Source organism: Zoogloea sp., from assembly GCF_028689785.1.
In the GTDB taxonomy this organism is placed as follows: Bacteria; Pseudomonadota; Gammaproteobacteria; order Burkholderiales; family Rhodocyclaceae; genus Zoogloea.
In genome coordinates this window covers 75,565-91,230 of sequence record NZ_JAQVCN010000003.1, presented here as the reverse complement: position 1 = coordinate 91,230, position 15,666 = coordinate 75,565, and the positions used below count along the sequence as shown (strand labels likewise).

General features: G+C 65.5%; 16 protein-coding genes. 10 read left to right on the top strand and 6 right to left on the bottom strand.

Annotation, left to right across the window (positions count from 1 at the left end):
* Window positions 1-14 precede the first annotated feature (14 nt).
* From PHI64_RS02620 to PHI64_RS02610, 3 genes are all read left to right on the top strand, one after another.
* Window positions 15-197: a hypothetical protein gene (locus tag PHI64_RS02620; protein ID WP_299878131.1), complete on the top strand. Its 183-nt coding sequence runs from the start codon at window positions 15-17 to the stop codon at window positions 195-197.
* A gap of 25 nt (window positions 198-222) precedes the next feature.
* Window positions 223-390, top strand: coding sequence for a DUF1328 domain-containing protein (locus PHI64_RS02615; RefSeq protein WP_299878128.1), 168 nt, complete (start codon window positions 223-225; stop codon window positions 388-390).
* A 153-nt stretch (window positions 391-543) separates the two neighbouring features.
* A complete protein-coding gene (locus PHI64_RS02610; RefSeq protein ID WP_299878125.1) occupies window positions 544-1,962 on the top strand; it encodes a CHASE3 domain-containing protein in 1,419 nt (472 codons plus the stop codon).
* On the opposite strand, the gene PHI64_RS02605 is transcribed toward PHI64_RS02610, so the two are convergent.
* On the bottom strand, window positions 1,936-2,571 hold the full coding sequence (locus tag PHI64_RS02605; RefSeq protein WP_299878122.1) for a response regulator transcription factor: 636 nt from the start codon (window positions 2,569-2,571) through the stop codon (window positions 1,936-1,938). The two genes, PHI64_RS02610 and PHI64_RS02605, sit on opposite strands and share 27 nt — an antisense overlap.
* 300 nt (window positions 2,572-2,871) lie before the next feature.
* On the opposite strand from PHI64_RS02605, the gene PHI64_RS02600 reads away from it, so the two are divergent.
* A complete protein-coding gene (locus PHI64_RS02600) occupies window positions 2,872-4,077 on the top strand; it encodes a DUF2252 family protein (RefSeq protein WP_299878120.1) in 1,206 nt (401 codons plus the stop codon).
* A gap of 10 nt (window positions 4,078-4,087) precedes the next feature.
* Here PHI64_RS02600 and PHI64_RS02595 read toward each other — a convergent pair whose 3' ends face one another.
* Complete coding sequence (locus PHI64_RS02595; protein WP_299878116.1) at window positions 4,088-4,888, bottom strand: metallophosphoesterase; 801 nt, start codon at window positions 4,886-4,888, stop codon at window positions 4,088-4,090.
* Window positions 4,885-5,844, bottom strand: a complete 960-nt coding sequence (locus tag PHI64_RS02590) for a diacylglycerol kinase family protein (protein WP_299878113.1) — start codon at window positions 5,842-5,844, stop codon at window positions 4,885-4,887. The genes PHI64_RS02595 and PHI64_RS02590 overlap by 4 nt, the downstream gene beginning before the upstream one ends.
* 397 nt (window positions 5,845-6,241) lie before the next feature.
* Here PHI64_RS02590 and PHI64_RS02585 point away from each other — a divergent pair, with 397 nt between their 5' ends.
* Window positions 6,242-6,640, top strand: coding sequence for a response regulator transcription factor (locus tag PHI64_RS02585; protein ID WP_299878110.1), 399 nt, complete (start codon window positions 6,242-6,244; stop codon window positions 6,638-6,640).
* 182 nt (window positions 6,641-6,822) lie between these two features.
* Here PHI64_RS02585 and PHI64_RS02580 read toward each other — a convergent pair whose 3' ends face one another.
* The 3 genes from PHI64_RS02580 to PHI64_RS02570 all read right to left on the bottom strand — a co-directional run bounded on the left by PHI64_RS02580 (window position 6,823) and on the right by PHI64_RS02570 (window position 9,825).
* Entirely contained in the window at window positions 6,823-7,134 is a 312-nt protein-coding gene (locus PHI64_RS02580; RefSeq protein ID WP_299878107.1) for a BON domain-containing protein, read from the bottom strand.
* A 210-nt stretch (window positions 7,135-7,344) separates the two neighbouring features.
* Entirely contained in the window at window positions 7,345-9,438 is a 2,094-nt protein-coding gene (gene recG / locus PHI64_RS02575; protein ID WP_299878104.1) for an ATP-dependent DNA helicase RecG, read from the bottom strand.
* Between the two features lie 6 nt (window positions 9,439-9,444).
* Window positions 9,445-9,825 carry a RidA family protein gene (locus tag PHI64_RS02570; protein ID WP_299878101.1) on the bottom strand — a complete coding sequence of 127 codons (381 nt, stop codon included), beginning with the start codon at window positions 9,823-9,825 and terminating at the stop codon, window positions 9,445-9,447.
* 129 nt (window positions 9,826-9,954) lie between these two features.
* On the opposite strand from PHI64_RS02570, the gene PHI64_RS02565 reads away from it, so the two are divergent.
* The 5 genes from PHI64_RS02565 to PHI64_RS02545 all read left to right on the top strand — a co-directional run bounded on the left by PHI64_RS02565 (window position 9,955) and on the right by PHI64_RS02545 (window position 15,666).
* Window positions 9,955-11,340, top strand: coding sequence for an FAD-linked oxidase C-terminal domain-containing protein (locus tag PHI64_RS02565; RefSeq protein ID WP_299878096.1), 1,386 nt, complete (start codon window positions 9,955-9,957; stop codon window positions 11,338-11,340).
* Window positions 11,341-11,424: 84 nt separating this feature from the next.
* Window positions 11,425-12,666, top strand: coding sequence for a methyl-accepting chemotaxis protein (locus tag PHI64_RS02560; protein WP_299878094.1), 1,242 nt, complete (start codon window positions 11,425-11,427; stop codon window positions 12,664-12,666).
* Between the two features lie 139 nt (window positions 12,667-12,805).
* Window positions 12,806-13,288, top strand: coding sequence for a DUF3015 family protein (locus PHI64_RS02555; RefSeq protein ID WP_299878091.1), 483 nt, complete (start codon window positions 12,806-12,808; stop codon window positions 13,286-13,288).
* Between the two features lie 88 nt (window positions 13,289-13,376).
* Entirely contained in the window at window positions 13,377-15,260 is a 1,884-nt protein-coding gene (locus tag PHI64_RS02550; RefSeq protein WP_299878088.1) for a DUF4105 domain-containing protein, read from the top strand.
* Between the two features lie 154 nt (window positions 15,261-15,414).
* A complete protein-coding gene (locus PHI64_RS02545) occupies window positions 15,415-15,666 on the top strand; it encodes an acyl carrier protein (protein WP_296567257.1) in 252 nt (83 codons plus the stop codon).

Below are 15,666 nucleotides of genomic sequence, written 5' to 3'. Positions count from 1 at the left end.
CGCAGGAGCAGACCATGAAGCGAGTCCAGATCGCGTTTCCAACCCGTACAACCCGCTTCGGGCGCCGCTCCGAAACAGCCGCCGGCTGGAATGAATGGATCGACGACGAAACCGACATCCGCAAACTGCGCATTGGGCGCAAGCTCGACAAGGTGCGCCGGGCCGTTGCAAATCAATCCAACGAAAGCCCGCGCTGACGACTGTCTTTTCAAGGAGAACGTCATGCTTCACTACGCCGTAGTGTTTTTCATCATCGCCCTGGTTGCAGCCGTGTTCGGATTTGGTGGCATCGCAGCGGGCGCAGTCGAAATTGCCAAGATCCTGTTCTTCGTTTTTCTCGTCCTTGCGGTGGTCAGCTTCGTGATCAACGCCTTGCGCGGGAAAACCTGACCCACGCCTCCTGCGGAGCGGGCATGCAACTTCGAACTCGTGCCCGCCCGGTGCCTCACCCGGGGTAGGATATTCGCCATTGCCCCGGGCCAACACGCTTGCCAGCCTGGCAACCCCTCTCCCGGTGACGGAAGCTCGCCTGAAACCACGCCCATGGATGCCGACAAGTTCTCGATCCGCCAACAGCTCAGCCGGCTCGTCCCCCATCGCTTCTGGTCCATCCTGCTCATTGTGACGGGCTGCGTGGTCGTGTCCACGCTCCTTGTCTTCGGCCGACTCCACTCCGAGTTCGCCAGCGAAGCCATGCGCAACACTCAGGCATTCAAGACCCAGATCGACCGCCTCAACTCCCTGCTGGTGCTGGTGCTCGATGCGGAGACCAGCGTTCGCGGCTATCTGCTCACCGAACTCAATCCCGCCTATCTTGAGCCCTACGAGTCCAGCGAACGCACCATCCAAGGGCTTCTTGACGCCATCAACCGCGACTTTCCGGAAGGCAGCACCGACCGCAGCGAATTCGAAATGCTCATCGGGCTCATCGACGCCAAGCGCCAGATCCTGGCGAAAGCCGTACGGGAAGGCGGGGTGAGTTCCGTCATTCCTCCCGGCCAAAGCGGCATCGGCAAAATCTACATGGACCAGATCCGCGTTTCGATTGCCCGCCTGCGCGAACGCCTGGAGGAGCGCAACCAGCATCTGGTCACGGAGACGGCAAAGCGTCTGAACGATACCCAGCAGACCATCACGATTCTGGCTCTGGGTGCGCTGGGCCTGATCATCGCACTGTTCGCCGTTCAGCAGCGCCAAGCCGCTCTGCGCGCACGCATTGCCGAATTGCTTGCACACGAGAATGACGTGCTCGAATCGACGGTCGTCCAGCGCACGCAGGAACTGTCAGACCTCGCCAGCTACCTCACCGACGCCCGTGAGGCCGAGAAGGCGCGTCTGGCTCGGGAGATGCACGACGAGCTCGGGGCGCTCCTGACGGCGGCCAAAATGGATACGAGCTGGCTGCTGCGCAGCCTGGGCCAGGACATCAGCCCGGATATCCAGACCCGCTTTCGCCGTCTCATCGACACCATCGGCTCCGGCATCACCCTGAAGCGGCGCATCATTGATGATCTGCGGCCGCCTCTGCTTCAGGGGCTTGGCCTCGTGGAAGCCCTGCGCGCAATGATCGACGATCTGGGCAGCGAATATTCCATCACGCTCAAACTGCCTGATCAGGACATCCAGTGCCCCGAACAGCAGGGCCTCGCCCTGTTCCGGATTGCCCAGGAAGCCGTGACCAACATCCGGAAATATGCCAAGGCCAGTCAGCTGGAGCTGGGCCTGGAGGCGCAGGGCGGAGAAATCCATTTATGGATTTCCGACGATGGCTGCGGTTTTGACACCACCAGCCCCAAGCTGAATCGGCACGGTCTGGCGGGCATGAAACATCGGGTTCAAATGTTCGGCGGCCGATTCACCATGGCCTCCGCACCTGGGTCAGGCACACGCATCGACGCCCGCATGCCCTTCCTGAGTGCGCCCCCACAACCAGAATCAATCCACCATGAGCCCATGGCGTAAGGCGTAGGCGGCAAGTTCCGCGTTGCTCGTCACCTCGATCTTCTCAAGCAGGCGCGAACGATAGGTGCTCACCGTTTTGACACTGAGATTGAGCACCTCGGCAATGCCGGAAACCGACTCACCTTTGGCCAGCCTGAGAAAGACCTGCAACTCCCGTTCGGACAGGCTCTCGTGCGGCAATGCTGCACCAGCACCCGCCAGGTCATCGGCCATGAGTTCGGCTGTCCGCGCCGAAACATAGCGCCGCCCCTGGGCAACCGTGCGGATGGCCTTGATCAGTTCATCGCGCTCGCAATCCTTGCACAGGTAGCCGTTGGCCCCATTGCGGATCATGGGAAGCGCATAACGCTCTTCCGGGAAGCCACTGAGCACCAACACTTTGAGGGATTCATAACGCTGGCGCACCGCGCGCAGCACATCGACACCGCTTTGCCCGGGCAAGGACAGATCAAGCATCAGCACATCGCAGGGCGTGTCGCGCAAACGCTGCAGGGCCTCCTCACCGCTGGCGGCTTCGAATTCGACCCGAATCCCCAATTCATCCGCGAGCATTTCCCGGAACCCCGCCCGCACGATCTTGTGATCATCCACGATGGCCAGACGCAACATAGCTATTCTCCAGGATTAATCGTGCCCATTTTATCGGACGGCCCGCATGCCGCCCGTCTTCCCCGTCTGACATTGATGCAGGAATCGTCCTACACGCCCACCCCGGGAGTCCTCCCCCTGTCGGAAACCTAGGCGCATCGCGGCGGCGGTAGGAGTCCGCCTACGCCACAATCAGTGTCGAACGACGGACCCGGGCCGGACGTCGGGGTGATGATGATTTCATCATCAGACGCCCATTCACCCGGCACACCCGCTTTCACCACATGATCTCCCGAACCCCTTCCGCCCTGGAGGCAAGCCATGGCTCGGCGCACCACACCCTCAAGGCCCAGTGATCGAGCCGCCATTCTGACAAGAAGACGGCGCCGCAAAATGGCGCGCTCGGCCCACGCCTATGTGCGCGGAAACACCGAGCGCTTTTACGAATGGCTCCAGGCGGACACGCAGCGCACCCTTCCGGAAGGGCCGAGCATCTGGATCTGCGGAGACTGTCACGTGGGCAATCTGGGCCCGGTGGTGGACGGCGACGGCCGGGTTGGCGTGCTCATCCGCGATCTGGATCAGGCCGTGATCGGCAATCCTGCCCACGATCTCATCCGTCTCGGCTTGTCCCTCGCAAGTGCCTGCCGCAGCGCCAACCTGCCCGGCGCAGTGAGCGTGCGGGTAGTGGACCTGCTGCTCAACGGCTACACGAAAGCCTTCAAGCCCCGCCCTACCCCCGTTGAAGCCCCGGACGCAATCAAAACCCTGCTCAAGCGGGCGATCGGCCGAACCTGGAAGCAACTTGTCCGCGATTACCTCTCCCATACCAAACCGAGGATTCCGCACGGTACGCGCTTCTGGCCCTTGTCCAGGCAGGAGGAGCGCGCCATCACCCATGCCTTGCCCGCTTCAGCGCTGGAGTCGCTGGCAGACCAACTCGGCATCGCGACCCCCGACGAGACAGTGACCTTGGCCGACGCGGCCTATTGGGTCAAGGGATGCAGTAGCCTGGGCCGTCCGCGCTATGCGGTACTCCTCGCCATCAACGACGCCAAAGGTAACGCCAGACTCGCAATGCTGGATATCAAGGACGCGCCGCCCGCCGCCGCGCCCCGCAGCGATGGTGCAGGCATGCCGCGCGATAATGCCGAGCGCGTGGTGGCCGCAGCACGGGCCTTGTCACCGGGCCTGGGGAACCGGATGCGTGCCCTGCGCATCCTCGACCGCCCCATGGTGCTTCGGGAGCTGGCACCGGAAGATCTCAAGATCGAGCCGGACCACCTTCCGCCCACGGCCATGAATGCGCTTGCCGCCTACCTGGGGTGGGTGCTCGGCGAATCCCATGCGCGGCAGATGTCCGCGGATGAACGCAAGCAATGGCGGGGCCGTTTGCAGCAATCCCGCAGTACCCAGGTGGATGCGCCCTCCTGGCTATGGCAAGCCATCGTTGACGCGCTTGCCAACCACGAACGGGGCTACCTGCAACACTGCCGTCGGCATATCGCCATCATCGAATCGCGATGAGCAGAGGACGTCACGGCAGTTCAAAGGTGGCCCCGAGTCTGAAGGCCCCACACCTCGGATCGAAGTCCCGCTGCTCAAGCACCCGTCGCTCGACGCCTTGAAAGCGCTCGATGCGCAGCACGTTCACCGAGTTGGGCCACCCCCGCCGTGTGCGCCCCGACACCGCCGTGCCCGCCACCGCCACCCAGCACCGCCCCGCGCTGGGGCCATATCGAACGGCCAGGGCACGGCACAAGGGCTGGTGCACATGGCCCGACATCACCAGATCGGCACCCGCACTGGCCCATGCCGACACGGCGTCCACCGCGCCCCGGACGATATCGCCCGGGGCCAGCCCATCACTCACGTCAAGCGGATGATGGACCACCACAACCCGCATCACTGCAGGCCCGGCACGGCGGAGACGCTCCGCTACCGCTGCAACCTGCGCTGCCGTCAGACAGCCCTGCTTGTGCCGCCAGGGGCGGACACTATTGACACCGGTGATGAACAGATCGGGAAGACTGCAGGAGGGCTCCAGCCGCTCACCACAACTGGCCGCATACGCACGAAATGGCCGGGTCAGACGGGTCGCGAGGTCGAACAGCGGAATGTCATGGTTGCCGGGCACCGCCAGACACGGTGCCTGCAGCAGGCGCGCCACAAATGCCCGATACGCGGCGAACTCCGATTCACGTGCCCGCTGGGTCAGATCACCCGACAGCACGATCAGATCGGGTTTGAGCTGGGCGACAAGCCCCACCAGGGCCTCCACAACCTCGGCTCGCTCCGTACCGAAATGGGTGTCGGAAACCTGCAGAACAAGGCTCACGCTTGCGCCCCCCCCGTCAGGCGGCATGGCGCAAGCAGCCACAGGGGCCTGGGTGAGACATCAAAAACGAGCGGGCTGCGCATCCGAAACTGCTCGCCATCCAGCGCAACTTTCACTGTCTTGCGTCGCCACCAGCCCCCGGGCGCCACCTCCAGGTGCCGGAACGCCACACGCTCGACCTCGTCGGCATCACCCAAGCGGCCCATTGCCCCCTGCACGGCAAGCCGGAGCAGGCCCAGCCGCCCGAGCGGGCGCAGGATCATGCCCAGTAGCAGCCCGTCATCGACAAGCGGCGCTTCGGGCACACCCACGTGTTCGAGCTGAAGGCGGTTGTTTCCGACGAATACCGTAGACGCCAGCATGGACTGCTCCTGCCCGCCAGCCTTCAGATGCAGGCGATGAAACCGGTGTTGCCCGAAGAGCGTGAGCAGTGCCGCGCCCCATGCTGCCGGGCGGCTGCGCCCCCATTGCCGCTTGAATGCTTCCCTGTCCTCCAGCAATTGGGGATAGAGCCCGAAGCTGGCGTTCACCAGAAAGATGTGCCCGTTAACCTGCCCGACCTGAATCGGGCGAAGCTCGCCTTGCAGTATCGCTTGAATGGCCACCCGGGGCTCTTCAGGGAAGCCGTGGCTGCGCCCGAAGTAGTTGAAGGTGCCGCCCGGCACCGCGGAAAACACAGCTCCCGCCCTGATGGCCGCAGCAGCCACCGCACTGAGCGTTCCGTCCCCCCCAACCCCCACCAGAACACCATTGCGCTCCCTGGCCTGACGCGCGGCCTGTTCGGCAATGCCCGGAATCTCCTCGGCGTGGGAAACCAGCCGAATGCTGCCCTGAATGCCCGCCTTACCGAGGGCATCGCGAATAAGGCCGGCAATCGCTTCACCCTCCTGACGCCCCGAGGCCGCATTGATCACGACCACCCATGGAGGGCGGGTATCAAGCGGAGGGCGCGCCATGGCGGACATGATTCAATGACGCGAGGCCAAGGGAAGATGCCCCGACAGGAAGGGGAGAGCAGATTCGTAGCCCAGCATGCCCACCTGTGCGTCCCTCGGAAACTCGACGTTCGAGCGCCCACGTCCAGACTTGAAGAAACTGAGAAGATAGCCGTACATATCACTGCCCCCATAAAGAGATGCCATCCCCGGACGAGACGGCCATGAACTCATGATAGGAGCCTGCCGAACGCCGAGATGTGGGCCGAACCCGATGCAGACTGTAGGAGATGGCCGACAGACACTGAACGGTTCAAGCTTTAAGCTGAAAGAAGATGTAACGATATCCGCCCTGGTAGTCGCCTCCGACCGACCAACGCGGCGTCGCCGATCCCGCCACGTTCAAGTGTTCCAAACCATGTCGTCATCCAAGCCACCGATCACTACGGTCATCGTCGAAGACAATCCCTCCCTCCTGGCACTGCTCACAGGGATGCTGGAAGGGATCGACGGCATCCGCATCGTGGGATCGGCAGCCAGCGAAGCCGATGCCATCACCCTGATCCAGGCGGCCCGCCCCCAGCTCGCCATCGTGGACCTCGAACTCCGCGAGGGAACCGGGCTGAGAGTATTGAGCGCCATCCAGAGCACGCAGGGCAAGTCAGGGCCGACCCGCGCAGTGGTTTTCTCGAACCACGCCCATCCGGTTGTTCGCGCCCGCTGCCTAGCCCTCGGGGCCGAGGCGTTTTTCGACAAATCCTTCCAGATGGATGAACTGCTGGAGTTCGTCCACGGGGTGTCCGGCGCGTCGCCCTGACGCCCCGGACGGCGTCCCGGAGGAAGGCCGTCGCAGTGTGCAGGGACAGTTGCGCTTCACTTCGTTCGCTGTGATCAACTTACGGCGGGACTTACACCCGCAGGAGTGCGCCCATGCTGGGCGCACCCATGAAAAAAAAGGGGTGGCGAGCCACCCCTTCTTCTGCCTTGGCACAATCCGCCTTATGGACGGACCAGAATGTCATTGCGGACCGAACTCACACCCGGAGTTCCGCGGGCCAGCTCTTCAGCCTTGTTCCGCTCGGCACTGCTCTTCGCGAAGCCGGAAAGCTGGACAACCCCCTTCAGCGTTTCGACGTTGATCGCCATGGCACTTACCGTGGAATCCTCCGCAAATTTGGTTTTGACGCGGGTCGTGATGGTGGTGTCGTCAACATACTGACCGACCGTGGACTGCTCGCGAGTAACCGCGCAGCCTGCGGCAGTGAAGGCAAGCAGGCCGGCAAGAGCGAGAGTGGCGACGTTGGTTTTCATTTTCGGACTCCTTGAGATGTTCTGTCTGGCCCGGAAAACCGCGTTTCCGGTTCGTACTGCTGATTCCAGAATACGGCCCGACCACTGGCCGAACTGTCCGAAAAAGCGGATTGGCATGTAGGACGAATCTGTCGGCCTATCACCGGGGCAAGGTCGCTCCCTCTGCATTCTGTGCGCCACCACCGACGCCCCGATTGACGCAAGGCGCGATCAAGCCTTGAGGAGGGAGGCACGCCCGCCGAACCACCGCCGGGTAACCTCATCCGCAAGCTGGGGGGCATCGCGCAGGGTGGACTCGGCCAGATCGCGGGCAAGCTCGACCAGGGGCGCATCGGCCTCCAGATCGGCATAGCGCAACAAGGGAACACCGCTCTGGCGGGCGCCGATGAACTCCCCGGGGCCGCGGATGCGCAGATCCTCCCGGGCGATGACGAAACCATCGGTGTGCTCGTAGATCGCCTTCAGGCGCTCCCGCCCGGTTTGGGACAGGGGCTGGGCAAAGAGCAGGATGCACACGGACTCATGCACGCCGCGGCCAACCCGCCCGCGTAGCTGATGCAGCTGGGCCAGACCGAAGCGCTCGGCGTGCTCGATCACCATCAGGCTGGCATTGGGCACATCCACGCCCACCTCGATGACGGTGGTGGCCACCAGCACCTGCACTTGGTTGGCGATGAAGGCGGCCATGGTGGCGGACTTCTGATCGTTCTTCAGACGCCCATGCACCAGCCCGATCGTCAGCTCTGGCAGCGCCGCCGAGAGCATCTCGAAGCTCTCCTCGGCGGTCTTCAGCTGCAGCGCCTCGGACTCCTCGATCAGCGGACACACCCAATAGGCCTGGCGGCCCTGCAGGCAGGCGTCGCGCACCCGCTGGATCACCTCGTCGCGGCGCTCGTCCTTGATCAGCTTGGTGACGATGGGGGTGCGCCCTGGCGGCAGCTCGTCGAGCACCGACACATCCAGGTCGGCGTAATAGCTCATGGCCAGGGTACGCGGGATGGGGGTGGCCGACATCATCAGCATGTGGGGCGACTCACCGGCCTGGCCCTTCTCCCGCAGGGCCAAGCGCTGGCGCACGCCGAAGCGGTGCTGCTCATCCACCACCGCCAGGGCCAGCAGGGGCAGGGCCACCGGGTCTTCGATCAGGGCGTGGGTGCCTACCGCCAGCAGCACCTGGCCACCGGCAAGGCGGGCCACGGTGGCCTCCCGCTCCTTCTTGCGCCGACTGCCGGACAACCAGGCCACTTCGATGCCCAGGGGCGCCAGCCAGTCGGATAGCTTGCGGTAGTGCTGTTCGGCGAGAATCTCGGTGGGCGCCATCAGCACCGCCTGGCGGCCGTTCTCGGCGGCCTGCAGCATGGCCAGCGCGGCCACGCAGGTCTTGCCGCTGCCCACGTCGCCCTGCAGCAGGCGCTGCATGGGATGGGGCGAGGCCAGGTCGCGGGCGATCTCGGCAAAGGCGCGGCTCTGGGCCCCGGTCAGCGCAAAGGGCAGTTGCTCCAGCAGGCTGCGGGTCAGGGTGTCGTGCAGGGGCAGGGCCGGCGCATTCTTGGCCCGGCGGGCGGCATAGGCCCGACGCAGGGAAATCTGCTGGGCAAGGAGCTCATCCAGCTTGATGCGCTGCCAGGCCGGGTGGCCCCGGTCTTCCATGTCCAGGGCCGATACCGACGGCGGCGGCGCATGCAGCAGGCGCAAGGCATCCGGCAGCGACGGCAGATGCAGACGCTGGCGCAGGGTTTCGGGCAGGTCGTCATGCACCGGGTTGTGGCGCAGGGCGCCGCCGATCAGCTTGCGCAGGGCCGACTGGGCCATGCCGGCGGTGGTCGGGTAGATGGGGGTGAGGCTCTCCGGCAACGGCTCGCCGGCGGCCACCGGACGCACCCGCGGATGGATCATCTCGGCCCCGAAAAACCCGTCACGCAGCTCGCCAAAGATGCGCAGGCGCGCGCCTGCGGCCATCTGCTTCTGCTGATTGGGGTAGAAATGCACGAAGCGCAACATCACCTCACCGCTGGCGTCGGTGGCCCGCACCACCAGCTGGCGGCGCCCGCCGTGGGTGATCTCGCAGGACTGCACCTCCACCTCGCACTGCACCGGCACGCCCGGGCGGGCATCGGCCAGCCGGGTCAGGCGGGTTTCATCCTCATAGCGCAGGGGCAGGTGCAGGATCAGGTCGGCCGGCGCGAAGATGTCGAGCTTGGCCAGGCGCTCGGCGAGCTGCGGCCCGACACCCGGCCAGCCGCGCTGCGCGGGCTTGCGCGGTGCGGCCGGGGGTGCGGCAGCAGGCTCGACCGGCACGGGCATGGGCGGTTAACCGATGACCAGGACGGCGTCGGCTTCGACGACGGCACCGCGGGGCAGCTCCTTCACGCCCACGGCGGCCCGGGCCGGGTAGGGCTCGGAGAAGTAACGGGCCATGACTTCATTAACCTTGGCAAAGTTGGCCAGGTCGGTAAGGTAGATGTTGAGCTTGACCGCGTCGGCCAGGGAGCCGCCAGCAGCCTCAGCAACAGCCTTGAGGTTCTCGAAAACCCGCACGGTCTGGGCTTCGAACCCCTCCTCCAGTTGCATGCTGACCGGATCGAGGCCGATCTGGCCGGACAGGTAAACGGTGTTGCCGGCCTTGACGGCCTGGGAGTAGGTGCCGATGGCGGCGGGGGCGCTGGATGTGGCGATGATCTGTTTGCTCATGAAGGGGCTCCGGGTAGAAAAAGGCCGGCAAACCGGCGGAATCTGCTCGCGCCGGAGTTTACCCTGCTCCTGCCCGGCGCACGCCGGTGGCAAGATTCGGGTTTCGCCCGTCAGAACCGGAAAGACACCATGCCTGCCCTGCCCGCCCCCCTTGTCCAGCAGCTCACCGAACGCTTCGGCAAGCGTTTCTCCACCGCCGAAGCCGTGCGCGCCCATCATGGCCACGACGAATCCCACTTCCCCGATGCCCTGCCGGACGGCGTGGTGTGGCCCCACAGCACCGCCGAGGTGGTGGAAGTGGTAAATCTGTGCCGGGAACACCGGGTACCGCTGATCCCCTTCGGCGTGGGCAGCTCCCTGGAGGGCCACATCCTGGCCACCCGTGGCGGCATCAGCCTGGACATGTCCGAGATGAACCAGGTGCTGGCCATCCACAACGAGGACATGGACGCCGTGGTGCAGCCCGGCGTAACCCGCAAGGCGCTCAACGCCGCCCTGCATGGCAGCGGCCTGTTCTTTCCCATCGACCCCGGCGCCGACGCCTCCCTGGGCGGCATGACGGCCACCCGCGCCTCGGGCACCAACGCCGTGCGCTACGGCACCATGCGCGAGAATGTGCTGGCTCTGGAAGTGGTGCTGGCCGACGGGCGGGTCATCCGTACCGGCGGCCGTGCCCGCAAGTCGGCTGCGGGCTACGACCTGACCCGCCTGTTCGTCGGCTCGGAAGGCACTCTGGGCGTCATCACCGAAGTCACGGTGCGCCTGCACCCGCTGCCCGAGGCCATTTCCAGCGCCACCTGCTCATTCCCCGACGTGGCCAGCGCCGTGCAGACGGTGATCCAGACCATCCAGTTGGGCGTACCGGTCGCGCGCATCGAACTTCTCGACGCCCTCACCGTGCACGCGGTGAACCGCTACAGCAAGACCAGCCTGCGCGAATCGCCGATGCTGTTCTTCGAGTTCCACGGCTCGCCCAACGGTGTCGAGGAACAGGCCCGCACCGTCCAGGAGATCGCCGCTGACAACGGCGGCGAAGGCTTCGAGTGGGCAACCCACCCGGAAGACCGCAGCCGCCTGTGGCAGGCCCGTCACGACGTGCTCTACGCCAGCCTGGCCCTCAAACCGGGCAGCCGGGGCATCTCCACCGACGTCTGCGTCCCCATCTCGCGCCTTGCCGAGGCCATCGCCGGCGCCCAGGCGGCCATCGCCGAAAGCGGCCTGACCGCGCCGGTGGTGGGCCATGTGGGCGACGGCAACTTCCATGTGGTGATCCTCACCACCCCGGACGACCCGGCCCAGGTGCATGCTGCCGAAGAACTCGGCCGGCGCATCGTGGAATGCGCGCTGGCCCTGGATGGAACCTGCACCGGTGAGCACGGCATCGGCATCGGCAAACGGGACTTCCTGCTCGCCGAACACGGTGACGGCGTCGCCGTGATGGCCGCGCTGAAGACTGCCCTCGACCCCTTGAACCTGATGAACCCCGGAAAAGTGCTCGCAACGCAAGCCTGTTAGTCACTGGCGATGGGTGATTTTTGCCATACCCGATCATCAAGTCGCCCAACGCTCAGCCGATAAGAATTTGAACTTGACTTGCCCATGACCATTCCAGCCATGCACGCCACGAACATTCGCGCCGACGATGTCGCCATCTTGTCCGGCATCGGCCTGTCCCTGGCAGGCATCGCCGCCACCGCGTTTGGCGGCCCCGCATGGCTGGCCTACACTCTGGGCATCGGCACCATCCTGTCCCTGCTCGCCGCAACCACCATCAGCCATCGCGCCCGGGCCCGGGCCCGGCGCAACCAGCAACTGCAGCGCGAAAGGATCGACAGCAGCGTGCATGAGTACGACGCCCTGTGCGAACGCATCGCCGGCAGCAGCGAACACCAGTACCAGCGCCTGCAGGAGTCCCTCGGCCAGATTCAGGAAGTCTTCTCCAACGCCCTGTCCGACCTCAATCGCAGCCTCACCGGCAGCAACACCCAGCAATCCGACTCCCTCCGCCACCTGGCCGACGAGCTCCTGGCCCTGGCCAGCGCCCAGGATAGTGCAGCCCGCAACAGCGGGCTGACCCGCTTCGCTGCCGAAACCCGCGAAACCATCGACGCCTTCGTCAATACCGTGCAGCAGCTCAAGGCCAGCGGCACCGACATCGCCGAGCGCTTTACCACCATGCGCGGCAAGGTCGACGCAGTGAGCCGCCTGATGACCGAGGTCAACCAGATCAACAGCCAGACCGAGCTGCTGGCCCTCAATGCCGCCATCGAGGCGGCCCGGGCCGGCGAGGCCGGGCGCGGCTTTGCCGTGGTGGCCGACGAAGTCCGCAAGCTGGCCCAGCGCACCGAGAAATTCAGCGAACAAATCGACGCTCTGCTGGCCGAAATCCATACCGCCATCAACGACGTCGGCAGCGCCGTGGATGTCACCGCCTCCACCGACGTGAGCAAGGCCGAAGCCTCCCAGGCCAGCGTCACCGCCATGGGCCAGGAGCTGCAGGAGCTGACCGCCCGCGCCGCCGATCAGTCCCGGCGCATCAACGAAGTGTCGGCGGCCATCCACCGCCTGGTCATGCAGGGCGTCCTGTCAATGCAGTTCGAGGACATCGTCAGCCAGCTCCTGGGCAAGCTGCGTCAGCACACCGACTTCATGGGCCAGTACACCCACGGCTTCTTCGATGTGCACCGGGACGTGGAAGAGCGCGATGGCCTGGCCCGCATCCAGCGCCGCAACGCCATCCTGACCCAGCTGCTGCAGGCCTCCACCCGCTCAGCCGAGGAAATCCGTTTCGACTCGGTGCGCCAGACCGACGTCCATGCCGGGGCCGTGGATCTCTTCTGAAACGCCACGGACGGAGATTTGCGGCGAAACAACGGTCGCCACACCCCGCCCCCTTGCCCCTGGCAGGGAATGCGCTACCATCCCTACGGCATCATCCGCTGATGCACAAACCAACAAACACAGACTGAGGGTAAGCGCCATGAAAAAACTGCTGTTTCCGCTGGTCGTATTCCTGCCCGTGACGGCCTTCGCCGCCGCCAACAACGTCGGCTCCTGCGGCCTCGGCTCCAAGGTCTTTGAAGGTCAGCGGGGCCTTGCTCCCCAGGTCCTCGCCGTCACCACCAACAGCCTCTTCGGCAACCAGACCTTCGGCATCACCTCGGGCACCCTCGGCTGTTCGCAAGACGGCGTCGTCACTTCTGCCTGGAAGACCGCCCTGTTCATCGATGGCAATAAATCGCAGCTGGCCCGCGACGCCGCCTCCGGCCAGGGTGAAACCCTGGACGCCCTGGCTGCCCTGCTGAAGATCGACGCCCAGGACAAAGCCGCCTTCGTCAGCCTGACCAAAGCCCGTCACGCCGAGATCTTCGCCTCCGTCGACTCCGCCGAGGCCATCGCCACCCAACTGAAGGCTGCCCTGCAGTCCGACGCCCGTCTGGCCAAGTACGCCGACGCGGTATAAGCCTCCGCGGCTGCGGGTCACCCCCGACCCGCGCCACGCCAAGCCCTGTGCCCGCACAGGGCTTTTTCATGTCGGCGCCTGCCCACTGATGAAGATCCTGATCGCCCTCGGCACCGCCCTGAGCCTGAACCTGGCCACTGCCCCTACCTGGGCCGACACGCTGGCCGACGCCCGCGCTGCAGCCCGCGAGGCCAGCCTCGCCGCAGACCCGGCCTGGGCCGACCTGCTCCAGTACGAGCCCTATCCCTTCACCGGGCACCTGCGCAGCCTGGCCGACGACCCGGGCTTCTTCAACGCCCCGGATGGCGCTCGCAACCCGGCGGCAGAGCTCGACGCCACCCTGGCCCGCCTGTTCGAACCGGCCCGCCCCGCAGACCCCGACGATCACCCCCAGTGCCGCTTTCCGGCACGCCACCACTGGCTGCGCCAGCGCCTCGCCCTGAGCCCGGCCCAGCTGCCCGAACAACCCTGCCCGCGCCTGGAAAAATGGGTGGCGGAGATCAGGCCCGGTGGCGTCACCCTGGTTTTTCCGTCCGCCTACGTGAACAGCCCGGCCTCCATGTTCGGCCACACCCTGCTGCGCATCGACCCCCCCGGGCAGACCGAAGCCACCCGCCTGCTCGCCTACACCATCAACTACGCCGCCAAGGCCGACCCCACCGACGGCCTCACCTTCGCCCTCAAGGGCCTCACCGGGCGTTATCCCGGCACCCTGTCCAGCTCGCCCTACTACGCCAAGGTGCGCGAATACGGCGACATGGAAAGCCGCGATGTGTGGGAATACCGCCTCAACCTCAACCCGGACGAAACCCGCCAACTCCTGCGCCATGCCTGGGAAATCGGCGCCACCCGCTTCGATTACTGGTTCTTCGATGAGAACTGCTCCTACATGATCCTGCGCCTCCTCGACGTGGCCCGCCCCGGCCTGCGGGTGTCGCAGCAATTCTTCTGGACGGCCATCCCCGTGGACACCGTGAAGGGCGTAGTCGCCAGGCAGGGGCTGGTCAGCGACATCAGCTTCCGCCCCTCCACCGGCACCGAGCTGGCGCACCGGGCCAGCCGCCTCGACCCGGCCGGCCTGGATGCCGCCATCGCCGTCGCCGAGGGCCGGCGCCCCCCGCAAAGCCTGGGGCGCACCCCACAAGCCATTGAACAGCTTGAGTTCGCCGACCGGCTGGTGTCCTTCCGCGGCCATGCCGGCAAGCTCGACCAGGACGACGCCCTGGCCCGCCTGAAAACAATCCAGACCACCCGCAGCCAGCTGCCCGCCATCGACACCGGCACGGTCCCTGAGCCCACCCACCCCGAAAGCGGCCACGCCTCTGGCCGCGTCGGCCTGGCCGCAGGCCGGCTGGGCGGCACCAACGCCCTCTTCCTCGACCTCCGCCCGGCCTACCACGATCTCCTGGACCCGGAAACCGGCTACGCCCGGGGCGCCCAGATCCGCTTCCTCGACCTCGGCGCCAGCCAGCGCGAGGGGCAGGGCTGGCGGCTCGACCGTTTCCTGCCGGTGGATATCGTCTCCGTCGCCCCGCGCCTGAGCTGGACCCAGCCCCTGTCCTGGAAAGTCCGCTTTGGCTGGGAGCGCACCCTCGGCGCCAGCCGGGCCAGCGGCCCCACCCTCGCCGGCGGCCCCGGCGCAGCCTGGGAATGGAAGGGCCTGCTTGGCTACGTCTTTCTTGAAAACCAGCTCCTTGGCCATGGCCAGCTGCAGAAAAACTGGGCCATCGGCAGCGGGCCCCTGGCCGGCCTGCTATGGGACGTGGGCACCGACACCCGCCTGCAGCTCGAAGCTGGCCGCCAGTGGTTCAACGATGGCCGCCTCGACCGCAGCATGGCCCGCAGCCACCTGCGCACCCGCCTCAGCCCCCGCGACAACCTTGTCGCCGGCTACGAATGGACCCGCATCGGGCTGTCCGACACCGACCGCACCGAGCGCCGCCTGAGCCTGGGCTGGCAGCATTACTTCTAGCCAATTCATGCCAAATGAGTTGCCGGCGGAAAATCCCGGCCGTGGCGCAAGGGCGGCTTGAGTCCAGAACATCCATGTTAAAATCAAGGGCAAACACCATCCCCGGCACGCATGACCCGGGATGCCCATCCTCATCCCGAAGCCGCTATCTGCCATGGACACTCTGACCGTCATCCGTGAATTCCTCGTCGATCGTCTTGAAATCGACCCCGCGAGAATCCAACCGGAAGCGACCCTGGAAGAACTCCAGATCGACTCCCTGATGCTGGTCGAACTGATCTTCGAATGCGAAGAGAAGTACAACGTGGTTTTTGAGCGGGATGTGCGCTCGCCGAAGAACATCGGCGAGCTCGTCAGCATCGTCGACGAGTTCGTCGTCGAAGCACAGAAAGCCAAGCAGGCCTGA